This window comes from Pseudomonas fluorescens, from assembly GCF_902497855.1.
Taxonomy (GTDB): Bacteria; Pseudomonadota; Gammaproteobacteria; order Pseudomonadales; family Pseudomonadaceae; genus Aquipseudomonas; species Aquipseudomonas fluorescens_BI.
The window spans coordinates 188,627-213,666 of record NZ_CABVHU010000013.1 but is presented as its reverse complement, the minus strand read 5'-3'; the positions used below and the strand labels follow the sequence as shown (position 1 = coordinate 213,666).

Genomic DNA, 25,040 nt, shown 5'->3' with positions numbered 1-25,040 from the left:
GGGAACAGGCTGGTCTGGCTGCGGGACTGTCCTTGGATGTAGGCCATGACGAAAAATGCTCCGTATCTTTCGATACGGAGCATTTTCTTTGAGTGCCGCGCAGATTGCTAGGTTTTCACACAGTCTGGAAAGGTGCCTTTTACATACCTGCCAGCGGCAAACCCGCATTGCCCAGTGTCACGCAACACATTCAGTCTGATAACGTGCGTCTATCGATTGCAGCCGGTATGCTTGGCCCGCAACTTCATGGACGCTTGCTATGACCCTCACAGAATTACGCTACATCGTTACCCTCGCCCAAGAGCAGCACTTCGGCCACGCGGCCGAGCGTTGCCATGTCAGCCAGCCGACGCTGTCGGTGGGTGTGAAAAAGCTCGAGGATGAACTCGGTGTGCTGATTTTCGAGCGCAGCAAGAGCGCCGTGCGGCTGACCCCGGTCGGCGAAGGCATTGTGGCCCAGGCGCAGAAAGTCCTGGAACAGGCCCAAGGCATCCGCGAACTGGCCCAGGCCGGCAAGAACCAGCTGACCGCACCGCTGAAAGTCGGCGCCATCTACACGGTCGGCCCGTACCTGTTTCCGCACCTGATTCCGCAACTGCACCGGGTCGCCCCGCAGATGCCGTTGTACATCGAAGAAAACTTCACCCACGTGCTGCGCGACAAACTGCGCAACGGCGAGCTCGACGCGATCATCATCGCCCTGCCGTTCAACGAAGCCGACGTGCTGACCTTGCAGCTCTACGACGAGCCGTTCTACGTCCTGATGCCGGCCCAGCACCCATGGACGCAAAAGCAATCCATCGACGCCGCCCTGCTCAACGACAAGAGCCTGCTGCTGCTCGGCGAAGGCCACTGCTTCCGCGACCAGGTGCTGGAAGCCTGCCCGACGCTGGCCAAAGGCAACGACGGCGCCAAGCACACCACAGTGGAATCCAGCTCCCTGGAAACCATTCGCCACATGGTCGCTTCCGGCCTGGGCATCTCGATCCTTCCACTCTCGGCGGTGGACAGCCATCACTACGCCCCCGGCGTGATCGAAGTGCGCCCCTTGTCGCCCCCGGTGCCGTTCCGCACCGTGGCCATCGCCTGGCGCGCGAGCTTCCCGCGGCCCAAAGCCATCGAGATCCTCGCCGACTCCATTCGCCTGTGCTCGGTGGCCAAGCCGCCAGCGCCGGTAGTTGCCGGTTAAGCCGCAGCCATGACCGAGTTGTCACAAGTATCGGTAACGGCACTCAAGGGTGTCGGCGAAGCCATGGCCGAGAAGTTGGCCAAGGTCGGCCTGGAGAATCTCCAGGACGTGCTGTTTCACCTGCCGCTGCGTTATCAGGACCGTACCCGCGTGGTGCCGATCGGCCATTTGCGGCCCGGACAAGACGCGGTGATCGAAGGCACCGTCAGCGGCGCGGACGTGGTCATGGGCCGACGTCGCAGCCTGGTGGTGCGCTTGCAGGATGGCACCGGCGGGCTCAGCCTGCGCTTTTACCATTTCAGCAACGCCCAGAAAGAAGGCCTCAAGCGCGGCACCCGCATTCGCTGCTACGGCGAAGCACGGCCCGGGGCGTCGGGGCTGGAGATCTACCACCCGGAATACCGCGCCATCACCGGCGACGAGCCGCCGCCGGTGGATGAAACCCTGACCCCGGTCTACCCGCTCACCGAAGGCCTGACGCAGCAACGCCTGCGCCAACTGTGCATGCAGACCCTGACGATGCTCGGCCCGACCAGCCTGCCCGACTGGCTACCGACCGAACTGGCGCGGGACTATCAATTGGCGCCGCTGGCCGATGCGATTCGCTACCTGCATCACCCGCCGGCCGATGCCGATGTCGACGAACTCGCCCTCGGCCATCACTGGGCGCAGCACCGTCTGGCCTTCGAAGAACTGCTGACGCATCAACTGTCCCAGCAGCGTTTGCGCGAGAGCATGCGCTCCTTGCGTGCGCCGGCGATGCCGAAAGCGACGAAACTGCCGGCCAGGTATCTGGCCAACCTGGGCTTCACCCCGACCGGCGCCCAACAACGGGTCGGCAACGAGATTGCCTACGACCTCAGTCAGCACGAACCGATGCTGCGCCTGATTCAGGGCGACGTCGGCGCGGGCAAAACCGTGGTCGCCGCCCTCGCCGCCTTGCAGGCGCTGGAAGCGGGTTATCAAGTGGCGCTGATGGCGCCCACCGAAATCCTCGCCGAGCAGCACTTCATCACCTTCAAGCGCTGGCTCGAACCGCTGGGCATCGAAGTGGCCTGGCTGGCGGGCAAACTCAAGGGCAAGAACCGCGCAACTGCCCTGGAACAGATCGCCAGTGGCGTCCCCATGGTGGTCGGTACCCACGCGCTGTTCCAGGAAGAAGTGCAGTTCAAGAATCTCGCGCTGGCGATCATCGACGAACAGCACCGCTTCGGCGTGCAACAGCGCCTGGCGTTGCGACAGAAAGGCGTCGGCGGACGGATGTGTCCGCATCAGCTGATCATGACCGCCACCCCGATTCCGCGAACGCTGGCCATGAGCGCCTACGCCGACCTCGACACTTCGATCCTCGACGAATTGCCGCCCGGTCGCACGCCGGTCAACACGGTGCTGGTCACCGATACCCGGCGGGTCGAAGTCATCGAACGGGTGCGCGGCGCCTGTGCCGAAGGGCGTCAGGCCTATTGGGTGTGCACACTGATCGAAGAGTCGGAAGAGCTGACCTGCCAGGCCGCCGAAACCACTTATGAAGACCTCACCGCGGCCCTTGGCGAGTTGAAGGTCGGGCTGATCCACGGCCGCATGAAGCCCGCCGAGAAAGCCGCCGTGATGGCTGAGTTCAAGGCAGCAAACCTGCAACTGCTGGTCGCGACCACCGTGATCGAAGTCGGCGTCGACGTGCCCAATGCCAGCCTGATGATCATCGAAAACCCCGAACGCCTCGGTCTCGCGCAGCTGCACCAATTGCGCGGTCGCGTCGGTCGGGGCAGTGCCGCCAGCCATTGCGTATTGCTCTACCATCCTCCGCTGTCACAGATCGGTCGTCAGCGGCTGGGCATCATGCGCGAAACCAACGACGGTTTTGTCATCGCCGAAAAAGACCTCGAACTGCGCGGCCCCGGCGAAATGCTCGGCACACGCCAGACCGGCCTGCTGCAGTTCAAGGTCGCCGACCTGATGCGCGACGCCGATTTGCTGCCTGCCGTGCGCGACGCTGCGCAGGCGCTGCTGGAGCGCTGGCCCGATCACGTCAGCCCGCTGCTCGACCGCTGGCTACGTCACGGGCAGCAATACGGCCAAGTGTGAGCAGCGTCGCAGTTTCCGGACCGGCGTGTTAAACATGATGGTTATACTCCTGCAACTGTTCGAGAACGGATCCACACCATGACTGACGCTGCCCTCGCCCCCGAAATCCCGCATACGCCGTCTGCAATTCGGCTGCTGCTGGGCAAGCAGGGCATTGCCTTTGATGAAGTCTTCGACCACCCCGACCTGAACGCCGCGCGCAAAGTGCAGGCGGTTCTGCTCGACGATACGGTCGGCACGCTCATGGTGCTGTTTCCTCAAAGCCAATTGCTGGACCTCAACCGCCTCATCGAACTTACAGGTCGCCGGCTGACCGCCGTGTCCACCGAACGTCGGGGAAAAATACTCGGCAAACACAACCTCAGCCTGCTGCCCGGCCTGCCGGCGCTGACCAGTTCGCCGTGCCTGTACGAAGAAAGCCTGCTGCGCGAATCGACCTTGTTGATCGACTCGGGGGAGCCGGGCGTATGGCTGGAAGTCACCCGCGAAGACTTCAAAACCCTGCTGACCAAGGCCAGCGCCGCAAACTTCGGCGAAACCCTGACCAGCATCCGCCCGAACATCGATCGGCCCGACGATGACCGCCAGGAAATCACCCGGGCCGTCCAGGCGTTCACGGCGCGACGCATCCAGCAACGCCTGGAAGAGACCATCGAAATTCCACCCCTGGCCACGACCGCGCAGAAAATCATCAAGCTGCGGGTCGATCCCAACGCCACCATCGACGACATCACCGGCGTCGTCGAAACCGATCCGGCCCTGGCCGCACAAGTCATCAGCTGGGCGGCGTCACCCTACTACGCCTCGCCGAGCAAGATCCGCTCAGTGGAAGACGCCATCGTCCGAGTGCTGGGTTTCGACCTGGTGATCAATCTGGCGCTGGGCCTGGCTTTGGGCAAAACCCTGAGCCTGCCCAAGGATCACCCGCAACAGACCACGCCGTACTGGCAGCAGTCGATCTACACCGCCGCCGTCATTGACGGCCTGACTCGCGCCATGCCGCGCGCCCAGCGACCCGAAGCCGGCCTGACCTACCTCGCCGGCCTGCTGCACAACTTCGGCTACCTGCTGCTGGCCCACGTGTTCCCGCCGCACTTCTCGCTGATCTGCCGTCACCTGGAGGTCAATCCGCACCTGAGCCACAGTTTTGTGGAGCAACACCTGCTGGGCATCAGCCGCGAACAGATCGGCGCGTGGCTGATGCGCTACTGGGACATGCCGGATGAACTGTCCACCGCCCTGCGCTTCCAGCACGACCCGAACTACGATGGCGACTACGCCGAATACCCGAACCTCGTCTGCCTGGCCGTACGCCTGCTGCGCAGCCGCGGCGTCGGCGCAGGCCCGGTCGAAGACATCCCCGACGCCCTGCTGGAACGCCTGGGCATCAGCCGCACCAAAACCGACGAGGTCGTCAGTAAAGTGCTTGAGGCTGAACTGCTGCTGCGCGAACTGGCTTCGCAATTCGGCCCAGCCTGAAAAGCTTCGTCGGATCGCCGCCCGGACCAAGCACCACTCCCACAGGATCGCGTCGTTCAACCCATTTGGTAACGACGCAAATCCTGTGGGAGCGGGCTTGCCCGCGATGAATCCACCTCGGTCTAGCTGACCACCTCAAACCTTGGCTTTGACCTTCGCCTTCCCCGGCTTCAAATACTTGGTCAACCCCTGAAACCAGATCACCAGCGCCGGGTTGCCCTTGATCTGAATCGACTTGTCCTGAATCCCCGTCATGAATGCCAACTGCTTGTTTTTCGCCTGCATCGTGGCGAAGCCATAGGCAGCGTCTTTAAAGGCAATCGCAAACGCCGGCTCCGCATGCAAGCCGGACTTGCTGGTAATGCGCTGATCCTTCACCCGGAAATGCCGCGCCACCATCCCATCAAGAGTCTGCAGCTGGAATACCAGATCCTTGTCACCCAACTGCTGCTGGAATGCAGGATTAGTCCGGCTGGCCTTACCCATCAACAGACCCAAAACCCACAGAAGAAAACGAAACTTCATACGCACAGCCTCAACGGATAATGAACGGCCGGCGCAGTGTAGCGGCTTCAAGACAGAACGCCACCATCGTTTGCGATAGAAGAAGATGTCGTATTTTTTGACGCCGATGACTACCAAGTCACTGACAAAACGCACCGAAGTAGCGACGACCGCGACCTTCTGTAGAAGCTGCCGCAGGCTGCGATCTTTTGATCTTGATTCCTCAATCTTTTCGGAAATTTCCTGCAAAACGCGGCGCCCGCCATGAACTATCCGCGCCTCGCCCTTTGCCGTTAACCTCTGGCCGTCATCGCAAATTCGGTGACACGGATGTGCAAGTCCGTAACTCGGGAGAGAACTTGTTAATCCATGAGGTTCATCACTGTGAAAAACCCCAGCTCCTATCCTGACAAACTCAATCCATCCAGACCCAAAATCCGAAACGGCCACCTCTTCACCGTTTCCCCCGACATCCACACCGAAGCCCTCTTGGCCAACGCCTCCGAAGACCTGCTGTCCATCAGCGCCATCGCCGCAGACCTGGCCGACGACGTAGAAGGCCGAAGCCGTTCCGTTGTCTTGGCAATCAGCAGAATGGCCGACGGCGTGTATCTACTGGTGGAACGAGCACTGGATCACATCGATTCACCGAATACGGCGAAGCCTCCGCTCAAGACGTAAAGAGATATCAGGGATATCCACTAATGAAACGGCTACCCCGCCGCCCCTTTGATCGCCTACTAAGCTTTCTCAGGGGGCTCATCGGAGACCGTTGCCATGAACGAAAAATTAGTTTTTGCTCTACATTAGAAAAATGCACACAAGAAGAATCAGATCAAGCAACAAAATAAACCTGCCCCAAGTGCAAATCTTATTTGCTCTCACTTCATAGCTCTTTTTATACAGGCACCACCACGGTCCCATCGCCACAATACCCTGCCCTTTTTTGGCATGTGGGTATGCAAATATCATTAGTGCCAAGTAAGCTAGACCGAGCGCTGAAAAAAAATATGGCGTCATAAAACTAATACTCAATTGACCCTTTGCTGAAAATTTGGCTAAGTGGCTGAGCATCCCTTCTTGCATGGAGGACCAAGGTTGCAGTCATTCCTTAACGACCATGGATATGAACGGTTTAGGACAAGAGCTTCGTTGGCGCTTTGAAAGCCGCTTGTACGGGTTAAAACGGCGTCCGCTAAATAGCCGGACACCATCGTCCTTACGTTGAGACTAGGTAGGTATGCTTACCTCAAAGGCGTGCCATCAGGATTTACAGCATCTTCATCTCTACGATTTGGATAGTAGATTTTCTTTTCTTCCAACTCGTAGAATAGTATTCCATGGATTCCTTGGGCCTGTGATTTCGGCACAGGACGTCGCCATATATTATTGAATAATTCATCTAACTTCGCTTCGTCGTCGCTCAAATAAACTTCATCAATGAAAGCAATATTTGTATCAAAAGGGAATATTGTTTCAAATTCCTCCTCGGTCGCGGAAAATATGTCATAGACGCAATTCATAGCACCATCTATTATTTGTATATTTTTCATGTCATCACCTACTGATGTTGAAGTGGCCGAACATTTCTATTTCCACCACCCGGCGTCTGTACGTCCCAATGCGGCCCCCCATGTGCTCTACCCCCCCTACCAGTTGGGATCCAGACGTTACCCTTTGAGTCCTGCCAACCATGACTACCGGCACCTTTCCCAGGGTTTGGGTTAGGAACCCAGTTTTCTCCCCCTTTAGGGTCTTGGAAACCATCTCCAAGACCAGGTTTACCAGGAGATTTTGGACCATTGGAGTCATATGCATTGTCCGGCGGTTTCGCAAATACACCGTTGCCCATCGATACGAGTAACGCCGTCTGTTGTAATTGTAGATTGACCCAAGCAGCGGCTACGTCAGAAGGATTGAGGCTTGCGCATACCTGAGTGACAGTGGCGATTGTACAGGCCCAGCCCCGACATACACCCGGCATTATGGATGTGCTACTTAGCCCATAAAAATCTATATTGGTTACAGGGTTGCCCTCTGCATAACCATACGTATTGAGCCCACCTCGCAATCCAATCGGATCACTTTCAACAATGGACGTGAACGATTACGCGTGCTGCCTATAAAAGTGCGATGCCTACTCGTTCATCGTCGGAACGCCGCCCGGAGCAAGCTCGCTCCTACAGACTGTTGGTCAATTGCTCCAGAGACGACAGGCGCCCCACAGCGGAGCGCTACCTCATCACATTGCAACTTGAAGCGTGCCATTACCTGTAACCAATGCAACATCCCGAAATAAGAGAAGTTTCCGACAACAGCAAAAGACCCTTCCTACATCACCCCTTTCAATAACTTGTTAGCGTAATTCGGTAATGGACACCGGGATTATCAACGCACTAACGAGCGAATTGTCAGGAAGACTCTCGAATGTTTTTATTGCACATCGTGCCCACGTGGCGCGAGATTGAAAACCGTATAACTCATCAAATGGGCTATCAAGGAGGAGCCACCTATCGCAGACAGTTCAATGAGCGTGCCCCCTCCCTTTCCCTCAACATCCGTCGTATCAACAGTGTCAGATCTGCATTCATTCAAGCCGAGTGGGAAGCCGGTCGCTTATTGAGGCAACGCTTCTCTGACCTCGACATCTCCAGCATCCTCAACGAGTTGATCGACGTCGTCAGTCAAATGGCAATGATCGTTGCCGGCAGTGTGCTGATCGGAGGAGCCATCGGTGCGGGTACAGGCGCGTTTCTCGGAGGGGCTGGCGCCATTCCCATGGGTGCCGCCGGTGCCGCGATGGGGTTGCAAGCCAGCACCTGGATATTGGGCATACTCGGCCTGACGTCCATCGCCGAGTTTTTCGTCGAAGGCTTGCCGCGCATTGGCGAGTATTACCTGACTGGCATCAGCACCGCGTGGAAAGGCCAACGGGGTGAGGAAGGGTTAAACCCGTTCAGCCGGGACGATCCGTTCGCCCATAGAAGCGCCGTAAATGACATCGCGCTAGGGCATGTGGAGGTCGTAGCCCTGCTGCTGGGCGCCATCGTTGCTTATATCACCCGTGGACGAGGCAATGCCCACGTCCTTGCCCAGGAAATGCGAGCAAGCCCCAAAGGTGCGCGGCTGGGCGGATGGATGCTCAAACATGAAGACGCACTGAAAAAACGACCCGACCTGCAAACCTCGGCACCGCGCAAAGGTGCACTTGGCTCGCAGGAGCCTGGGCCACCCGCACACCGTCCATCAGGAAAAGAAAAAGACGCCCCCCGTGACAAACCGAACGCGATGCCGCTTCATAAAGTCGAATGTTTTAAAGCGGACAAGCTGCCAGCGTCTAAAATCGGAGAGTTCGAGCGACAGTTGAAGGGGCAAGAGGACGGGTTGAATCGACTGACGGTTGATGAGTATCTGGAGAATATTGCTAATCCAGTAAAGCGTAGCCGGGCGGCGGCGAAAAGGGCCCGGAAGGATTTAGAGAATACGTTAAGAAAGCGATTTCAAAAGGACTATCGAAACCTGGACCCGCTCGAAGCGGAAGCCGTTGCAATCAAAAAAGCCAAGGAAACGATGGCAAACCTTGCAGGGCTGCATAATCCTGATCTGAGCGCTGGTGGTAAGGACGTCATTGCGGACTTTGGCGATAGACAAGTGAATTCCAGTATTGGCCCTCAGTGGAGGCCGAAAATCGCACAGTTGAAGGCTGCTGCTGAAAACGTACCCCAATCAATGCGAGAGTCAATTTTTCTCAATGTAAGACTACATAAGTGCTAATTAAAAAGGAGGCATCACGTGGACAAAGTATTTGCTAGATTTATAGAGAAATTTGGCAGACCTGTTGATAGGCGAGAGGCACCCCTGTCAAGTATCGAGCGTTATAGAGGTAAGCTACCAAATCAGCTACTGGAATACTGGGGCGAACACGGTTGGTGCGGTTACGGTGACGGGATTTTTTGGATCGTAAATCCCCAGGAATACGCGGAAGTGATAGAATCTTGGATTGAAGGGACGAAACTAGAGAAACGAGATAACTATCACCTAATTGCCCGTAGCGCATTTGGTGACCTGTACCTCTGGGGTGAAAAAACGGGATTTTCGCTTAAGATAACCAGTGTTCTTTCTCGATGTGTTATTCATAACTCCGAACTTACTATTGAAGAAATGGATCGGGAACTTCAAGATTTTTTGCTATCCACTGATATTGAATCCAACGATTATGGCGATCTGTTCAGGCCAGCAATTAAAAAGTTGGGCAGCTTACGTCACGACGAAATGTACGGCTTTGTGCCAGCGCTGATGTTTGGAGGCCCTGACACCCTCGATCATCTAGAGAAAGTAAAGGCAGTAGAGCATCTGACACTGCTGTCTCAGATCACCGAGCTTCAGCCCTACAGTTTTTCGGACCTTTAAAAGTGATCATTTCCACGCCCCCGTGTGGGAATGCACCCTATGTCGCTCCGCGTCATAAATTCAGCGCCCTTCATGTGCGGGCTTATGGCGACAGAGTTTTCCAATGCAAAATTCAACTTTTCTCAATGCAAGGCTGCATAAGTGCTACTAACTAATGGGCATTGGATGGACAAAGTATTTGCCAGGTTTATAGAGAAATTTGGTAGGCCCGTTGATCGGCAGGAAGTACCGCCATCAAGTATTGAACGATACAGGGGCAAGCTACCCAATCTGTTGCTGGAATACTGGGCTGAACATGGTTGGTGCGGGTACGGCGACGGGATTTTCTGGATGGTGAATCCGCAAGAATATGACGGGGTCGTGGCGTCTTGGATTGAAGGGACAAGTCTTGAAGGACGCGACACTTATCACCTAATAGCTCGAAGTGCCTTTGGCAATTTGTACTTTTGGGGAGAAAAAACGGGAGCCTCGCTTAATATAACCAGTATCGTTTCTCGCTATACGACATACACGTCCATGCTTCCCGAAGAGCACATGGATAAGAGATTTCAAAATTTCTTATTGTCCACGGAGGTGGAATACAACGATTTTGATGATATGTTCAAACCGGCAAAGAAAAAGCTCGGCCCCCTGGATCATGACGAGATGTACGGCTTTGTCCCCGCGCTGATGTTCGGCGGCCCGGACACTCTGGATCATCTGGAGAAAGTAAAGGCAGTGGAGCATCTGACACTGCTGTCTCAGATCACCGAGCTTCAGCCCTACAGTTTTTCGGATTTTTAGAAGTGATCATTTCTACGCCCCGTTTGGAATGCATTTCATCTCGCTCCGCGTGAAAACTTAGCGCCCTCCATGGCGCGGGTTTATGGCGACAGAGTGTTTCGAGCAAGGGCATTGCATGGACAAAGTATTCGCTAGGTTTATAGAAAAATTTGGTGCGCCTGTTGACCGGTAGGAAGCACCGATGTCAAGTATCGAACGTTACAGAGGCAAGCTACCAAATATTTTATTGGATTACTGGGCCGAGCACGGCTGGTGCGGATACGGCGACGGCATTTTCTGGATCGTGAATCCTCAGGAATATGATGGGGTGGTGGCGTCCTGGATTGAAGGGACAAAATTTGAAGCGGCTGATAACTATCATCTAATTGCTCGCAGTGCCTTTGGCCACCTGCACCTTTGGGGCGAAAAAACGGGTGCTTCACTTACTATTACGAGTTGTCTTTCACGATATACTACCCACACCTCGATATTTGCAGGAGAGCAATTTAATAAAGAGCTGCAAAATTTCTTGCTTTCCACGGAAGTTAGTTACAACAATTATGACGACCTGTTCAAACCGGCAAAGAAAAAGCTCGGCACTCTTCGTCACGACGAGATGTACGGTTTTGTTCCAGCGCTGATGTTCGGCGGTCCGGACACTCTCGCGCATCTGGAGAAAGTGAAGGCGGTGGAGCATCTCATATTGCTGTCTCAGATCACCGAGCTGCAGCCCTATAGTTTTTCAGACCTTTAAGACAGTTATCAGGGGGCAGCTTAGAAGATCTACTGTCCATCAGCGCCATCGCCGACAATAAGGACAGCTCACACAGCTCTGTAGCCTGGTGCTCCGTCACTTGGCCGACGGGGTACATTTGTTGGTGGAGCGAGTGCTGGAACATCCGGATGAGCCCGAAATGGCGATGGCGGCGCATCGCTCAATATTGATGTCGCCTGACACTCCGCTTTCGCTGGCAAGCCAGCTCCTACAAAGACCAGCGTCGTGCCGCATAAAAAATGGGCACCCAACCTGGTTGGCGTGCCCATTTTTTTTCCACTCCCCCGCAATGCGGGTGGGGGGACGTATTACGGATTAACACTATCTTTCAAAAACTTGCCCGGCTTGAACGCAACGGTATTACTGGCCTTGATTTTCACTGGCTCACCGGTTTGCGGGTTCTTGCCCGTGCGTGCTCCGCGATGGCGTTGCAGGAAGGTCCCGAAGCCCACCAGCGTGACGCTGTCCTTACGGTGCAGAGCGGCGGTGATTTCTTCGAGAACGGCGTTGAGGACGCGACTGGCCTGTTCTTTGGTGAGGTCTGCTTTTTCCGCAATTGCAGCGGCGAGTTCTGGTTTGCGCATTAGTGAAGCCCCTTTGACGGTTTTTGTTGTTATGTCCGTGCTGCTCTCGTTGGAACAGCGCCCAAGGCGCCGCAGATGCTCTACTCTGCGGCAGACGGGAATGAGGATGGCACGCACGGCAGAGCCGCGCCAGTCTCGGCGCGACCTTTGTAGGGGCAAAAGCGGGGTGATTCCGACAGAACGACCGGTATTTACGCCAGCAGTGGCGGAAGCTCTTTGTTCAGTGCCAGTTTTTCCATCACCGCCGCGCCTGTCAGGGCATAACCCAGCAACTTTCCGTTGGCATCGCGGCACAAAACCTTCAGGTCGGTCCCCTGCCCTTCGACCGTCCAGACACCCTCCGTACCCCGTGGCGGCGGCGATACCACCAAGGGGCAGACCGGGGTTTTCACGGTGATCGGCATCGGGCCGTAGCTTACGGCGACAGGCTTTCCGGCGAGGGTTTGTGCCAGCGCTCTCGCACAGCTCATCAGGGGCATGACGTACAGCAGATTCAGCCCATCGACCTCGGCGCAATCCCCCAGCGCGTAGATATTGGCGTGGGAGGTTTGCAGGTGACGGTCGACCACGACCCCGCGATTGACCTGCACGCCGGCAGCCGCTGCCAGGTCGATGCGCGGGCGCAGGCCGATGGCCGACACCACCACATCGCAAGGAATGACCTGGCCATCGGACAGATGCGCCTCCAGCCCGTCGGCGACTCGCTGCAGGCGATTGAGCACAGGCCCGAGGTGGAAGCGTGCGCCCAGGCTTTCCAGCCCGGCCTGGACCGCCGCGGCGGCTGCCGGGTGCAGCAGGGTCGGCATCACCTGCTCGCAGGGTGCAACCAGTTGCACCTCGTAACCGCCAAGAATCAGGTCATTGGCGAATTCACAACCGATCAGGCCGGCGCCGAGCAACAACACCCGACGTTTGCCGGCCGCTGCCGCGCGAAAGCGGGCGCAGTCTTCCAGGTCGTTGATCGGGAACACGCAATCCGCCGCGTCACCTTCAATGGGCACGCGAACGGTTTCCGCCCCCCAAGCCAGCACCAGGTCGCGGTAGATCACCGACTCTTCGCCGATCCACAGGCGCTTGTGGCCCGGGTCGATGCCGCTGATACGGGTGTGGGTACGCACTTCGGCCTTCAGCTGCTCGGCCATGGTGCCCGGTTCGGCCATGCTCAGGCCATCGGCGTCCTTGTTCTTGCCGAAGCCGGTGGAGAGCATCGGCTTGGAGTAGGAGCGCCCGTCATCGGCGGTAATCAACAGCAGCGGAGTTTCGCCATCGAGTTTGCGAAACTCCCGAGCCAGGTTGTAGCCAGCCAGCCCGGTGCCGACGATCACGACAGGTGCGTTCATTCCTTACTCCTCTGAAGTCTTAGTTGATTTCGATCATTTCGAAATCCATCTTGCCCACGCCGCAATCCGGGCACAGCCAGTCTTCCGGCACGTCCTGCCACAGGGTGCCCGGCGCAATCCCGTCATCCGGCCAGCCGTCGGCTTCGTTATAGATCAGGCCGCAGACCACACATTGCCACTTTTTCATTCAGGTACATCCTCACATTCAGGCTTTTGCCGGCGCGAACGGTCGATGGTTGGAGCGCTGCCGTCCGGCTCAGGGGCGTTTTGTACTGATCGGGGCCGGCAGATGCAAGCCTGTCGGCGCAACGAAGGGCCGATCAATCAAAATCGCCGACTGACATGGTAAGCTCGCCGCCTCATTTGCTGCCAATAATGACTCACTGTGCAACACTCAAAATCCCCCTGCGCGACGTCGCTCTGGCTCTGCGAAAGCCAATTGGCGCCCCTCCCCGATACGTCTACCCTCGACTGGCTGTTCGATGAAGGTTCGCTGACCCGGCGGCTGACTCGTCTGTCGAATGACGGCTTCAGTGTCACGCCGCTATTCGAAGGCTGGCAGCCACTGCGCGCCGACGAGTGTGCCGCGCTGGACCTGGCCGAAGGCAGCGAGGGCTGGGTGCGCGAGGTGTATCTGCGCGGGCATGGCGAAGCCTGGGTGTTTGCCCGCAGCGTGGCGTCGCGCAGTGCGTTGCAGGGCGACGGTTTGCACATGGACGAATTGGGCAGCCGTTCTCTGGGTGAATTGCTGTTCTGCGATCAGGCGTTCCAGCGCCGGGCCATCGAGGTTTGCCACTATCCTCAGGAATGGCTGCCGGCAGATGCCCGAGCGCCCGGGTTGTGGGGCCGCCGTTCGCGCTTCGACCGGGGCGCCCTGAGCGTGCTGGTGGCCGAGATTTTCCTGCCGACCTTGTGGCGCGCCGCCCTTGCCCATCCGGAGAATTGCTGATGTACCAGAGCCTGCTCAAGTCCCTGAATCGCGTGAATCCTCGGGCCTGGGACTTCATTCAACTGACGCGCATGGACAAGCCGATCGGCATTTACCTGCTGTTATGGCCGACGCTGTGGGCGCTGTGGATTGCAGGGAAAGGTTCGCCGTCCCTGGCCAATGTGGTGATTTTCGTCCTCGGCGTGGTGCTGACGCGCGCAGGCGGTTGCGTGATCAACGATTGGGCCGATCGCAAGGTCGACGGCCATGTGAAACGCACCGAACAGCGACCGTTGGTGAGCGGCAAGATCAGCTCGAAAGAAGCGTTGATATTTTTTGCGCTGCTGATGGGCCTCAGTTTCCTGCTGGTGCTGTGTACCAACGCGGCGACCGTCTGGCTATCGTTCGGCGGCCTGGCGCTGGCGTTCAGTTATCCGTTCATGAAGCGCTACACCTATTACCCGCAGGTAGTGCTGGGTGCGGCGTTCTCCTGGGGGATGCCGATGGCGTTCACCGCCGAAACCGGCGAACTGCCCGCCGCCGCGTGGTTGCTGTGGATCGCCAACCTGCTGTGGACAGTGGGCTACGACACTTATTACGCCATGACCGATCGCGATGACGATTTGAAGATCGGGGTGAAATCCACGGCGATTCTGTTTGGCGAGGCAGACCGGGTGATCATCCTGACCCTGCAAGGGTTGGCGCTGGGCTGCCTGCTGCTGGCCGGCTCGAAATTCGAGCTGGGTGGCTGGTTCCACCTGGGATTGCTGGCGGCGGCGGGCTGTTTTGCGTGGGAGTTCTGGTACACCCGCGGCAAGGACCGGATGCGTTGCTTCAAGGCGTTCTTGCACAACCACTGGGCCGGGTTGGCGATTTTTGTGGGGATTGTGCTGGATTACGGTTTGCGTTGAGGCGGCTGACGCCTTCGCGGGCAAGCCTCGCCCCTACACGGGGGAGCGAGGCTGCGGATACTGAACTCGTTACATCTTCGGCCCTTGGAGGATGTGCCACTTGTCCATTTTCTTGTCGCCTGTCATGTCTCCTGGCTTCTTGTCTTGAACGAAGTAGTACAAAGGCTTGCCATCGAACGCCCACTGCATCGTGCCATCGTCACGCGTGATGATGGTCCACTTTTTGCCGTCGCCTTTGTCGGCCGCGGTGGCTTTCAGCGGGGGCCAGTTTTCTGCGCACTTGCCGGTGCAAGCCGACTTGCCGCCAGTGTCGTTGTCGAAGGTGTACAACGTCATACCCTTGTGGTCGACCAACATGCCGTCTTTAACCATGCCCGGGTCTTCAGCGAAGGCCATGGTCGGCAGTGCCAGCGCAGCGGTAACCAGCAGAGCCTTCCAGGATTGCGCAATGTGCTTCATGAAAACCTTCCTCTTGTGGTTGTCAGGATTCGGACTTAAAGCTTAGTTCAGGATCACGACAATCGCCGGGCGACTAAAATGCTGTCACACGACTGCAATAATTCCGTTATCTAATGCGGCGCAAGACAGTTAAATGACAAGAGGATTAACGCATGGTTGGCAGGAGCATTCTGATCGTCGACGACGAAGCGCCCATTCGCGAGATGATCGCCGTTGCGTTGGAAATGGCCGGCTACGATTGCATGGAGGCGGAGAATTCGCAGCAGGCCCACGCCATCATCGTCGACCGCAAGCCGGATCTGATTCTGTTGGACTGGATGCTGCCGGGCACATCCGGTATCGAACTGGCCCGACGCCTCAAGCGCGATGAGCTGACCGGGGACATCCCGATCATCATGCTCACTGCCAAGGGCGAAGAGGACAACAAGATCCAGGGCCTGGAAGTCGGCGCCGATGACTACATCACCAAACCTTTTTCCCCGCGCGAGCTGGTGGCGCGCCTGAAGGCCGTGCTGCGCCGTGCCGGGCCTACCGACGGTGAAGCGCCGATCGAAATCGGCGGCCTGCTGCTGGACCCGATCAGCCATCGCGTGACCATCGACGGCAAACCTGCCGAGATGGGCCCGACCGAATACCGTCTGCTGCAGTTTTTCATGACTCACCAGGAGCGCGCCTACACCCGCGGTCAGTTGCTGGACCAGGTCTGGGGCGGCAACGTCTATGTTGAAGAGCGCACCGTCGACGTACATATCCGCCGCCTGCGCAAAGCCCTCGGTGATGCCTATGAAAATCTGGTACAAACCGTGCGCGGCACCGGCTACCGGTTTTCTACCAAAGCCTGATACGGACTGTTCCCGCCCGACAAGCTGACAAGGACGCGCTTTAAGTGAACCAAAACTGGCATGGCACCCTGATCCGCCACATGCTGCTGCTGGTTACCGCCTGCCTGGTGATCGGCCTGATTTCCGGCTACTACGGCTGGAGCCTCGCCGCGGGCCTGGGCCTGTACCTGGCGTGGACCCTCAAGCAACTGCTGCGCCTGCACGAATGGCTGCGCCTGCACAAACCCGACGAAGCACCCCCCGACGGCTATGGCCTGTGGGGTGAAGTGTTCGACAGCATCTACCACCTGCAACGCCGCGACCAACGGGTGCGCGGGCGCCTGCAAGCGGTGATCGACCGGGTGCAGGAGTCCACCGCCGCGTTGAAAGACGCGGTGATCATGCTCGACAGCGACGGCAATCTCGAATGGTGGAACCGCGCCGCCGAAACCCTGCTCGGCCTCAAGACGCCACAAGACAGCGGGCAGCCGGTGACGAACCTGGTGCGCCATCCACGCTTCAAGGAATACTTCGAGCAGGACAGCTACGCCGAGCCGCTGGAAATCCCTTCACCGATCAACGATCGCCTGCGCATTCAGCTGTACATCACCCGCTACGGCAACAACGAACACCTGATGCTGGTGCGCGACGTCACGCGCATTCATCAGCTTGAGCAAATGCGCAAAGACTTCATCGCCAACGTCTCCCACGAGCTGCGCACGCCGCTGACTGTAATCTGCGGTTACCTGGAAACCCTGCTCGACAATGTCGAGGAAGTGAACCCGCGCTGGACCCGCGCCTTGCAGCAAATGCAGCAGCAAGGCGGGCGCATGCAAACCTTGCTCAACGACTTGCTGCTGCTGGCCAAGCTGGAAGCCACTGACTATCCGTCGGATAACCAGCCGGTGGCCATCGACGGCTTGCTGCAATCGATCAAGAGCGATGCTCAGCAGCTGTCGGGCCAGAAAAACCAGAGCATCACCCTGGAAGCCGACCCGACCATTCTGCTCAAGGGCAGCGAAGCCGAATTGCGCAGTGCGTTTTCCAATCTGGTGTTCAACGCGGTGAAATACACGCCGGCCGAAGGCAATATCCGCATTCGCTGGTGGGGCGATGAGCAAGGCGCACACCTGAGCGTGCAGGATTCAGGGATCGGCATCGACAGCAAACACCTACCGCGCCTGACCGAACGTTTCTACCGTGTCGACTCCAGCCGCAACTCCAACACCGGCGGCACCGGGCTCGGGCTGGCCATCGTCAAACACGTGCTGTTGCGTCATCGCGCGCGGATGGAAATCAGCAGCGTGCCGGGCCACGGCAGCACTTTTACCTGCCATTTTGCGCCGGCCCAGGTCAGCAAATCCCGGGTCATCAGCCCCGCCGACTGATACCGGCCAGCACGCGCCACTAGGCAATCGACCAGTCAGCCGCTACATTGGCTGACTTGTGCCTGCCCTTCAGGCTCCGCTTTCATCCCCTTTTCGAATACACGGAACCCGCAAAACTCCATCATGGACCCATCCCCTGGCTTGACCCTCGCGACACTCTTCGCCGATTTCGGCATGATTCTTTTTGCTCTGATCCTGGTTTTGCTCAACGGCTTTTTCGTTGCGGCGGAATTCGCCATGGTCAAACTGCGCTCGACCCGGGTCGAGGCCATCGCTGAAAAGAACGGCTGGCGCGGACACATCCTGCGCACCGTGCACAGTCAGCTCGATGCTTACCTCTCGGCTTGCCAACTGGGTATCACCCTCGCTTCCCTGGGTCTTGGCTGGGTCGGTGAACCCGCGTTCGCCCACATTCTCGAGCCGGTACTGAGCGCCGTTGGCGTAGAGTCCGCCGAAGTGGTCAAGGGCGTCTCGTTCTTCACCGCGTTCTTTATCATTTCGTACCTGCACATCGTGGTCGGCGAACTGGCTCCGAAATCCTGGGCCATCCGCAAACCCGAGTTGCTGTCGCTGTGGACCGCGGTGCCGCTGTACCTGTTCTACTGGGCCATGTACCCGGCGATTTACCTGCTCAACGCCAGCGCCAACACGATCCTGCGGATCGCCGGCCAGGGTGAACCCGGCCCGCATCACGAGCACCATTACAGCCGTGAAGAACTGAAACTGATCCTGCACTCCAGCCGTGGCCAGGACCCAAGCGATCAAGGCATGCGCGTCCTGGCGTCGGCGGTGGAAATGGGCGAGCTGGAAGTGGTCGACTGGGCCAACTCCCGGGAAGACCTGGTGACACTGGAGTTCAACGCGCCGCTCAAGGAAATCCTGGCGATGTTCCGTCGCCACAAGTTCAGCCGCTACCCGGTGTACGACAGCGAGCGCCAGGAGTTCGTCGGCCTGCTGCACATCAAGGATCTGCTGCTGGAACTGGCGGCCCTGGACCACATTCCCGAATCGTTCAACCTGGCCGAACTGACCCGCCCGCTGGAGCGCGTGTCCCGGCACATGCCGCTGTCGCAGTTGCTGGAGCAGTTCCGCAAGGGTGGCTCGCACTTCGCCGTGGTCGAAGAAGCGGATGGCAACATCATCGGCTACCTGACCATGGAAGACGTGCTGGAAGTGCTGGTGGGCGACATTCAGGACGAACATCGCAAGGCGGAACGCGGGATCCTCGCGTACCAGCCGGGCAAGCTGTTGGTGCGGGGCGATACGCCGCTGTTCAAGGTCGAGCGCCTGCTGGGCATTGACCTGGACCACATCGAAGCTGAAACCCTTGCCGGGCTGGTCTACGAAACCCTGAAACGGGTACCGGAAGAGGAAGAAGTGCTGGAAGTCGAAGGTTTGCGGATCATCATCAAGAAGATGAAAGGGCCGAAGATCGTGCTGGCGAAGGTGTTGATGCTGGACTGAGCCATACCCTTGCAGGTGCCGGCTTGCTGGCGATCAGGAGCGCTGCGGTGTCTTTGTTTTACCGCGTTATCGTTCATCGCCAGCAAGCCGGCTCCTACCGCCCAACGCAAAGTTGGGCAACGCCCCCACCGGCTGATTGAACTGGTACGGGATCGACACCAGCCCCATCCCGGTATTGCGCTGCACCACGAAATGCAAATGCGGCCCGCTGCTGTTGCCGGTGTTGCCCGACAGCGCCAACGCACTCCCCACCCCGACCCGCTGCCCCTCGCGAACGCTCACCGAACCTTGCTTGAGATGCAGGTACACGCCCATGGTCCCGTCATCGTGCAGCACCCGCACGAAATTACCCGATGGGTCCGTGCCGCGCCCGGTCTGGCTGTTCTCGGTTTTCACCACCACCCCGCCCCGGGCCGCGATGATCGGCGTGCCTTCGGGCATGGCGATATCCATGGCATAACGGCTCTTGGCACCGAAGTGGCTGTATTGACCATTGGCCCCCTGACTCAAGCGAAACGGCCCGCCACGCCAGGGCAACGGATAGCGATAGGCCATGGCGGCGTCTGAGGGGTCGCCCAGGGAATACTGGAACCTGGGGGCATACACGAGAGGCTTTCCGGCCTGGGTGGCGGTGAGCAGCGCCAGACGAATGTTGCTGCGCGCCGGCATTACCCGGCGGATCGGCCGGCTCGGTGCGCCGTTGACGTTCTTCAACCCGGTGAAACTCAGTTCGATCTCGACCGGGGCATACAAGTCATTACGCACGTAAACGCTGTCCACACCCTTCTGCTTCTTGATATCGAGGTACACCTGACGCTCGAGGTGTTCGACCATGCGATCGCGAAAAACGAACACCTGGGCGCCCTTCGTGGGGCGGTCGCTGTAGGAGACCACGCCATTGGCGTCTTTGGACTTGTAGATTGTCATGGCCACAGCCGAGGTGGAGGCCAGGAAAAGACCACAGAAAAACAGCAGGCGCGCGAGCATGGGCAAGAATCTATCGAATAAGGCCTGGGGGATGAGCCTAGCAGCTGCAATGGACCCGGGTAGTGGGCAGATGTTTCAAAATGGGCAGGCCCGACGGATGTGTGGTGCATCTGATGGCCCCTTCGCGAGCAAGCCCGCTCCCACACTTGGTTATGTGTCGATCAGTTAAATATGGAGCGAACCCGATCAAATGTGGGAGCGGGCTTGCCCGCGAAGGCGGCCTGACAGACGACGAAGATTACGCGCCTGGTATGAACTGCTTATGCACCGTCCCACGCGCAATCAACCGCGAGATGTAGTCCAGCTTCTGCGCATCCTGATCGACAAAGCGAAACGTCAGTTGCAGCCATTCGCTGTCGGGCTTGGGCTCATGGGCAACGATGGCGTGCAGGTAGCCGTTCAGGCGGGCGGTCTCTGCGTTGTCGCCCTGTTCCAGATCGAGCACGGCACTGTCGAGGATTTGCGGCAGGCTGGCGGTGCGCTTGATCACCAGCAGTGCTTCCCTGAGGCTCAAGGCCTTGATCACGCACTGCGCAATGCCATTGGGTAAACGCAGTTGGCCCTGGCCGCGACCGCTGCTGAGTCCCGAGGACGCTGGCGCCTTGACCGGCGGGCTGTTGAGCAAACCGCGAGACACTGCGGTCGGCGCCGCTGCGACGGTAGATGGCGCGACCACAGCGCAGGTGCCGCCCGTCAATGCATTCAGGGAATCATTACCGAAGGCTGTGTTCACTTTGCTTGGCACGCTGTTGATCAGGGTATCGAGCTTGCCGACCTTGTTCAGAGCCTGCTTGACCTTGGTCACCAACTGCTCGTTGGTGAAGGGTTTGCTGACGTAACCGGAAACACCGGCCTGGATCGCCTGGACGACGTTCTCTTTGTCGCCGCGACTGGTCACCATCACGAATGGCAGGGTCTTGAGGTTGTCCTGCTCGCGGCACCAGGTCAGCAGTTCCAGGCCGGACATTTCCGGCATTTCCCAGTCGCACAGCACCAGGTCGATCGTCTCCCGTGCCAGCAGGGACTGAGCTTTCCTGCCGTTGACCGCTTCTTCGATGCGAATGCCCGGGAAGTAGTGGCGCAGGCACTTCTTCACCAGGTCACGAATGAACGACGCGTCGTCCACGACCAATACACTGACCTTACTCATCCACCCCCCCTTTAAAAATCCCAGCAGGCATTGCCCTTCGCTGACGGCACATTGCCAAAACTGTAGGAGCCGGCTTGCTGGCGAAGGCGGTGTGTCAGGCGATACCAATGTTGCAGGTGACGGCCCCTTCGCTGGCAAGCCAGCTCCTACAGAACAGCATTGCAGTCACGCCGGGACTTTTCGTTCGCGGGGCGCTGCTTGCAATCAGGTACACCGCAAACAAAAACGCCCGGCCAAAGGGCCGGGCGCTTTTCTCGGGTCATCTTACTTATCGTCAGCTTTGTCCGGAACATTAGCGGTTTCGCCGCTGGTACCTTCAACCTCTTCTTTCATGCGCTTGAGGCCCAGGTGACGCACGTCGGTGCCGCGCACCAGGTAAATCACCAATTCCGAAATGTTGCGCGCGTGGTCGCCGATCCGCTCCAGCGAACGCAGGACCCAGATAATGCTCAAGACCCGCGAGATAGAGCGCGGGTCTTCCATCATGTAGGTGGCCAGCTCGCGCAATGCCGTCTTGTATTCGCGGTCGATGATTTTGTCGTACTGCGCCACCGACAACGCCAGGTCGGCGTCGAAACGGGCAAAGGCGTCCAGTGCATCGCGAACCATGTTGCGCACCTGGTCGCCGATGTGGCGCACTTCGACGTAACCGCGGGGTGCTTCGCCTTCTTCGCACAACTGAATGGCGCGACGGGCGATCTTGGTCGCTTCGTCACCGATGCGTTCGAGGTCGATCACCGACTTGGAGATGCTGATGATCAGGCGCAAATCCGACGCCGCCGGCTGACGACGGGCCAGGATGCGCAGGCATTCTTCGTCGATGTTGCGTTCCATCTGGTTGATCTGGTCGTCGATCTCGCGAACTTGCTGGGCCAGGCCGGAGTCGGCCTCGATCAGCGCGGTGACCGCGTCGTTGACCTGCTTTTCCACCAGCCCGCCCATGGCCAGGAGGTGGCTGCGCACTTCCTCGAGCTCGGCGTTGAACTGCGCAGAGATGTGATGGGTAAGGCCTTCTTTACTAATCATCGGTTTCGCTCCGCGAAAGTTGCAAGCTTCAAGCAGTTATGTATAAGTCCTGGTATCGCCCGCGTGTTTCTTGCCGCTTGCAGCTTGACGCTTGCGGCTGCCCTGCTAGCCATAGCGACCGGTAATGTAGTCTTCGGTCTGCTTCTTCGCCGGATTGGTGAACAGGGTGTCGGTGTCGCCGAATTCCACCAGTTTGCCCATGTACATGAACGCTGTGTAGTCGGAAACCCGCGCGGCTTGCTGCATGTTGTGGGTCACAATGACAATGGTGAACTTGGATTTCAGTTCGTAGATCAGCTCTTCGACTTTCAACGTGGAGATCGGGTCGAGTGCCGAGCAGGGTTCGTCGAGCAGCAGCACTTCCGGTTCTACGGCGATGGTGCGCGCGATCACCAGACGTTGCTGCTGACCACCGGACAGGCCCAGTGCCGATTCGTGCAGGCGGTCTTTGACCTCGTCCCACAGCGCCGCGCCTTTCAACGCCCATTCAACGGCTTCGTCGAGCACGCGCTTCTTGTTGATGCCCTGGATGCGCAAACCGTAAACCACGTTTTCATAGATGGTCTTCGGGAACGGGTTCGGCTTCTGGAACACCATGCCGACGCGACGACGCAGCTCGGCCACGTCTTCGCCCTTGCGGTAGATGTTGTTGCCGTACAGGTTGATCGCACCTTCTACCCGACAGCCGTCGACCAGGTCGTTCATGCGGTTGAAGGTGCGCAGCAGCGTGGACTTGCCACAGCCGGACGGGCCGATGAAGGCGGTCACGCGCTGTTTCGGAATGTTCATGCTGACGTCGTACAGCGCTTGTTTATCGCCGTAGAACAGGCTCAGGCCCGGCACTTCGATGGCGACGGTTTCCTGCTCGAGGCTCAGGCTCTGCTTGTCGCGGCCCAGGGCGGACATGTTGATGCCGTGGGTATGTGCTTCGTGCTGCATGGGAGGCTCCCTGTGCTGACAAATTCGGTTTGGTTGGCCGCGGCCTCACAAAAATGGGCCTGCGGTATCGCCGCCCCTGTAGGAGCCAGGCTTGCCGGCGAAGACGTCCATGAAACCGCCTTCGCCGGCAAGCCTGGCTCCTACAGGGAGCGGCGGTGATCAGCTGTCCAGCGCTTTGTATTTCTCGCGCAGGTGGTTACGGATGTAGACGGCCGACAGGTTCAATGTCGCGATCACCAGCACCAGCAACAGCGCCGTGGCGTACACCAGCGGCCGTGCGGCTTCGACGTTCGGGCTCTGGAAGCCGACGTCATAAATATGGAAGCCCAAGTGCATGATCTTCTGGTCAAGGTGCAGGTACGGGTAGTTGCCGTCCAGCGGCAGCGACGGTGCCAGTTTCACCACGCCCACCAGCATCAACGGCGCCACTTCACCGGCGGCGCGCGCCACGGCGAGGATCATGCCGGTCATCATCGCCGGGCTGGCCATTGGCAGCACGATCTTCCACAAGGTTTCGGCCTTGGTCGCGCCGAGGGCCAACGAACCTTCACGCACGGTGCGGGGAATCCGCGCCAGGCCTTCTTCGGTGGCCACGATCACCACGGGCACCGCCAGCAGCGCCAGGGTCAGGGACGCCCAGAGCAGACCCGGCGTACCGAAGGTCGGCGCCGGCAATGCTTCAGGGAAGAACAACCGGTCGACCGAGCCACCCAGCACATAGACGAAGAAGCCCAGACCGAACACGCCGTAAACGATGGCCGGAACACCCGCCAGGTTGTTCACCGCGATGCGGATAATCCGGGTCAAGGTGTTCTGCTTGGCATATTCACGCAAGTAAACCGCCGCCAATACACCGAACGGCGTGACGATCATCGCCATGATCAGGGTCATCATCACGGTGCCGAAAATCGCCGGGAAGATCCCGCCTTCGGTGTTCGCTTCACGCGGGTCGTCGCTGAGGAATTCCCAGACCTTGCTGAAGTAGAAGCCGATCTTGGTGAAGGTGCCCATGGCATTCGGCTGATAGGCGTGAACCACTTTGCCAATGCCGATTTCGATCTCTTTGCCGTTGGCATCGCGAGCTGTCAGGCTGTCACGGTTGAACTGGGCGTGCAGGTCGGCAAGACGCGCTTCAATGTCCTGATAACGCGCGTTCAGCTCGGCGCGCTCGGACTCCATGTCCGCTTGCGCGGTGGCGTCGAGTTTACCGGCCAGTTCCAGCTTGCGACCGTGCAGGCGGATGCGTTCGAGGCCGGCGTTGATCGCGCCGATATCGGACTTCTCCAGGGTCTTGAGTTGTGCCGCGAGCTCGTTGACGCGAGCGACACGGGCCTGCAACTCCGGCCACGCGGCTTCGCCTTCGGCGATGACCTTGCCGTCCTGTTTGACGTTGACCAGGTAGCCGTAGAAGTTGCCCCACTCGCGACGCTCGACGGCCATCAGCTCCGGCGGCGTCTTCTGGTTGGTCAGCCACTCGCCGACGATCCAGGTGAAGTCGTTGCCGTTCAGGTCACGGTTGCCGACCTTGATCAACTCGCGGGTCATGAACTCCGGGCCCTGATCGGGCACCGGCAGGCCAGCGCTTTTCAGGCGCTCGCGGGGCACTTGTTCTTTCTGCACCACTTCGCCGATGACCAGGTGATTGGCCTGGCCCGGCACGTCGTAGCTGGCGTGGATCAGGTCCGCGGGCCAGAAGTGACCCAGGCCGCGCACGGCAATCACCGCGAGCAGGCCTATGGTCATGATGACCGCGATGGACACCGCGCCACCGCTGATCCAGACGCCGGGGGCGCCGCTCTTGAACCATCCGTTCAGGGAGTTCTGTTTCACAGACTTCTA

At 58.6% G+C, this 25,040-nt stretch carries 24 protein-coding genes and 1 pseudogene; 13 read left to right on the top strand and 12 right to left on the bottom strand.

Annotation, left to right across the window (positions count from 1 at the left end; translation table 11 throughout):
* The first annotated feature begins 259 nt into the window (after positions 1-259).
* The 3 genes from F8N96_RS24745 (at position 260) to F8N96_RS24735 (ending at position 4,753) form a co-directional block, all read left to right on the top strand.
* Positions 260-1,189, top strand: a complete 930-nt coding sequence (locus F8N96_RS24745; RefSeq protein ID WP_064680448.1) for a hydrogen peroxide-inducible genes activator — start codon at positions 260-262, stop codon at positions 1,187-1,189.
* 9 nt (positions 1,190-1,198) lie between these two features.
* Positions 1,199-3,274 carry an ATP-dependent DNA helicase RecG gene (recG, locus tag F8N96_RS24740; RefSeq protein ID WP_150800033.1) on the top strand — a complete coding sequence of 692 codons (2,076 nt, stop codon included), beginning with the start codon at positions 1,199-1,201 and terminating at the stop codon, positions 3,272-3,274.
* A gap of 78 nt (positions 3,275-3,352) precedes the next feature.
* Entirely contained in the window at positions 3,353-4,753 is a 1,401-nt protein-coding gene (locus F8N96_RS24735) for an aminoacyl-tRNA deacylase and HDOD domain-containing protein (RefSeq protein ID WP_150800032.1), read from the top strand.
* Between the two features lie 135 nt (positions 4,754-4,888).
* Here F8N96_RS24735 and F8N96_RS24730 read toward each other — a convergent pair whose 3' ends face one another.
* On the bottom strand, positions 4,889-5,278 hold the full coding sequence (locus F8N96_RS24730) for a helicase (protein ID WP_150800036.1): 390 nt from the start codon (positions 5,276-5,278) through the stop codon (positions 4,889-4,891).
* A gap of 348 nt (positions 5,279-5,626) precedes the next feature.
* Between F8N96_RS24730 and F8N96_RS24725 the strand changes: the two genes are divergently transcribed.
* A complete protein-coding gene (locus F8N96_RS24725) occupies positions 5,627-5,938 on the top strand; it encodes a DUF6124 family protein (protein ID WP_150800031.1) in 312 nt (103 codons plus the stop codon).
* Positions 5,939-6,501: 563 nt separating this feature from the next.
* On the opposite strand, the gene F8N96_RS24720 is transcribed toward F8N96_RS24725, so the two are convergent.
* Both F8N96_RS24720 and F8N96_RS35505 read right to left on the bottom strand, forming a co-directional pair.
* Positions 6,502-6,810, bottom strand: coding sequence for a hypothetical protein (locus F8N96_RS24720; RefSeq protein WP_150800030.1), 309 nt, complete (start codon positions 6,808-6,810; stop codon positions 6,502-6,504).
* An 8-nt stretch (positions 6,811-6,818) separates the two neighbouring features.
* A complete protein-coding gene (locus F8N96_RS35505; protein WP_224794124.1) occupies positions 6,819-7,109 on the bottom strand; it encodes a polymorphic toxin type 37 domain-containing protein in 291 nt (96 codons plus the stop codon).
* 575 nt (positions 7,110-7,684) lie between these two features.
* Here F8N96_RS35505 and F8N96_RS24710 point away from each other — a divergent pair.
* From F8N96_RS24710 to F8N96_RS24695, 4 genes and pseudogenes are all read left to right on the top strand, one after another.
* The gene (locus tag F8N96_RS24710; protein WP_150800029.1) at positions 7,685-9,031 is read left to right on the top strand and encodes a DUF6861 domain-containing protein; all 1,347 of its coding nucleotides are present in this window, start codon (positions 7,685-7,687) and stop codon (positions 9,029-9,031) included.
* An 18-nt stretch (positions 9,032-9,049) separates the two neighbouring features.
* Positions 9,050-9,667, top strand: a complete 618-nt coding sequence (locus F8N96_RS24705) for a GAD-like domain-containing protein (RefSeq protein WP_150800028.1) — start codon at positions 9,050-9,052, stop codon at positions 9,665-9,667.
* A 165-nt stretch (positions 9,668-9,832) separates the two neighbouring features.
* Entirely contained in the window at positions 9,833-10,450 is a 618-nt protein-coding gene (locus tag F8N96_RS24700) for a GAD-like domain-containing protein (protein ID WP_150800027.1), read from the top strand.
* Positions 10,451-10,565: 115 nt separating this feature from the next.
* A pseudogene (locus F8N96_RS24695) lies at positions 10,566-11,183 on the top strand (GAD-like domain-containing protein).
* 329 nt (positions 11,184-11,512) lie between these two features.
* Here the strand turns inward: F8N96_RS24695 and F8N96_RS24690 are convergent.
* The 3 genes from F8N96_RS24690 to F8N96_RS24680 form a co-directional block, all read right to left on the bottom strand.
* Entirely contained in the window at positions 11,513-11,788 is a 276-nt protein-coding gene (locus tag F8N96_RS24690) for an HU family DNA-binding protein (protein WP_150800026.1), read from the bottom strand.
* Between the two features lie 191 nt (positions 11,789-11,979).
* Complete coding sequence (locus F8N96_RS24685) at positions 11,980-13,128, bottom strand: NAD(P)/FAD-dependent oxidoreductase (RefSeq protein ID WP_150800025.1); 1,149 nt, start codon at positions 13,126-13,128, stop codon at positions 11,980-11,982.
* 19 nt (positions 13,129-13,147) lie between these two features.
* Positions 13,148-13,315, bottom strand: coding sequence for a rubredoxin (locus F8N96_RS24680; RefSeq protein ID WP_007954349.1), 168 nt, complete (start codon positions 13,313-13,315; stop codon positions 13,148-13,150).
* 198 nt (positions 13,316-13,513) lie between these two features.
* On the opposite strand from F8N96_RS24680, the gene F8N96_RS24675 reads away from it, so the two are divergent.
* Complete coding sequence (locus tag F8N96_RS24675; protein ID WP_150800024.1) at positions 13,514-14,077, top strand: chorismate--pyruvate lyase family protein; 564 nt, start codon at positions 13,514-13,516, stop codon at positions 14,075-14,077.
* On the top strand, positions 14,077-14,967 hold the full coding sequence (gene ubiA, locus F8N96_RS24670) for a 4-hydroxybenzoate octaprenyltransferase (protein ID WP_150800023.1): 891 nt from the start codon (positions 14,077-14,079) through the stop codon (positions 14,965-14,967). The genes F8N96_RS24675 and ubiA overlap by 1 nt, the downstream gene beginning before the upstream one ends.
* A gap of 69 nt (positions 14,968-15,036) precedes the next feature.
* On the opposite strand, the gene F8N96_RS24665 is transcribed toward ubiA, so the two are convergent.
* Entirely contained in the window at positions 15,037-15,426 is a 390-nt protein-coding gene (locus F8N96_RS24665) for a hypothetical protein (RefSeq protein ID WP_150800022.1), read from the bottom strand.
* Between the two features lie 152 nt (positions 15,427-15,578).
* Here F8N96_RS24665 and phoB point away from each other — a divergent pair, with 152 nt between their 5' ends.
* The 3 genes from phoB to F8N96_RS24650 all read left to right on the top strand — a co-directional run bounded on the left by phoB (position 15,579) and on the right by F8N96_RS24650 (position 19,099).
* On the top strand, positions 15,579-16,268 hold the full coding sequence (phoB, locus tag F8N96_RS24660; RefSeq protein WP_128874514.1) for a phosphate regulon transcriptional regulator PhoB: 690 nt from the start codon (positions 15,579-15,581) through the stop codon (positions 16,266-16,268).
* Between the two features lie 44 nt (positions 16,269-16,312).
* A complete protein-coding gene (phoR, locus tag F8N96_RS24655; protein WP_150800021.1) occupies positions 16,313-17,635 on the top strand; it encodes a phosphate regulon sensor histidine kinase PhoR in 1,323 nt (440 codons plus the stop codon).
* Between the two features lie 123 nt (positions 17,636-17,758).
* Positions 17,759-19,099: a hemolysin family protein gene (locus F8N96_RS24650; RefSeq protein WP_150800020.1), complete on the top strand. Its 1,341-nt coding sequence runs from the start codon at positions 17,759-17,761 to the stop codon at positions 19,097-19,099.
* Positions 19,100-19,165: 66 nt separating this feature from the next.
* On the opposite strand, the gene F8N96_RS24645 is transcribed toward F8N96_RS24650, so the two are convergent.
* The 5 genes from F8N96_RS24645 to pstA form a co-directional block, all read right to left on the bottom strand.
* Complete coding sequence (locus F8N96_RS24645; protein WP_150800019.1) at positions 19,166-20,086, bottom strand: peptidoglycan DD-metalloendopeptidase family protein; 921 nt, start codon at positions 20,084-20,086, stop codon at positions 19,166-19,168.
* A 238-nt stretch (positions 20,087-20,324) separates the two neighbouring features.
* Positions 20,325-21,236, bottom strand: coding sequence for a response regulator (locus tag F8N96_RS24640; RefSeq protein ID WP_150800018.1), 912 nt, complete (start codon positions 21,234-21,236; stop codon positions 20,325-20,327).
* 264 nt (positions 21,237-21,500) lie between these two features.
* Positions 21,501-22,262, bottom strand: a complete 762-nt coding sequence (gene phoU, locus F8N96_RS24635) for a phosphate signaling complex protein PhoU (RefSeq protein ID WP_150765515.1) — start codon at positions 22,260-22,262, stop codon at positions 21,501-21,503.
* 105 nt (positions 22,263-22,367) lie between these two features.
* Positions 22,368-23,201 (bottom strand): phosphate ABC transporter ATP-binding protein PstB, encoded by an 834-nt coding sequence (gene pstB / locus F8N96_RS24630; protein WP_008064516.1) that lies wholly within the window; start codon positions 23,199-23,201, stop codon positions 22,368-22,370.
* A gap of 159 nt (positions 23,202-23,360) precedes the next feature.
* Positions 23,361-25,031 carry a phosphate ABC transporter permease PstA gene (pstA, locus tag F8N96_RS24625; RefSeq protein ID WP_150800017.1) on the bottom strand — a complete coding sequence of 557 codons (1,671 nt, stop codon included), beginning with the start codon at positions 25,029-25,031 and terminating at the stop codon, positions 23,361-23,363.
* Positions 25,032-25,040 lie beyond the last annotated feature (9 nt).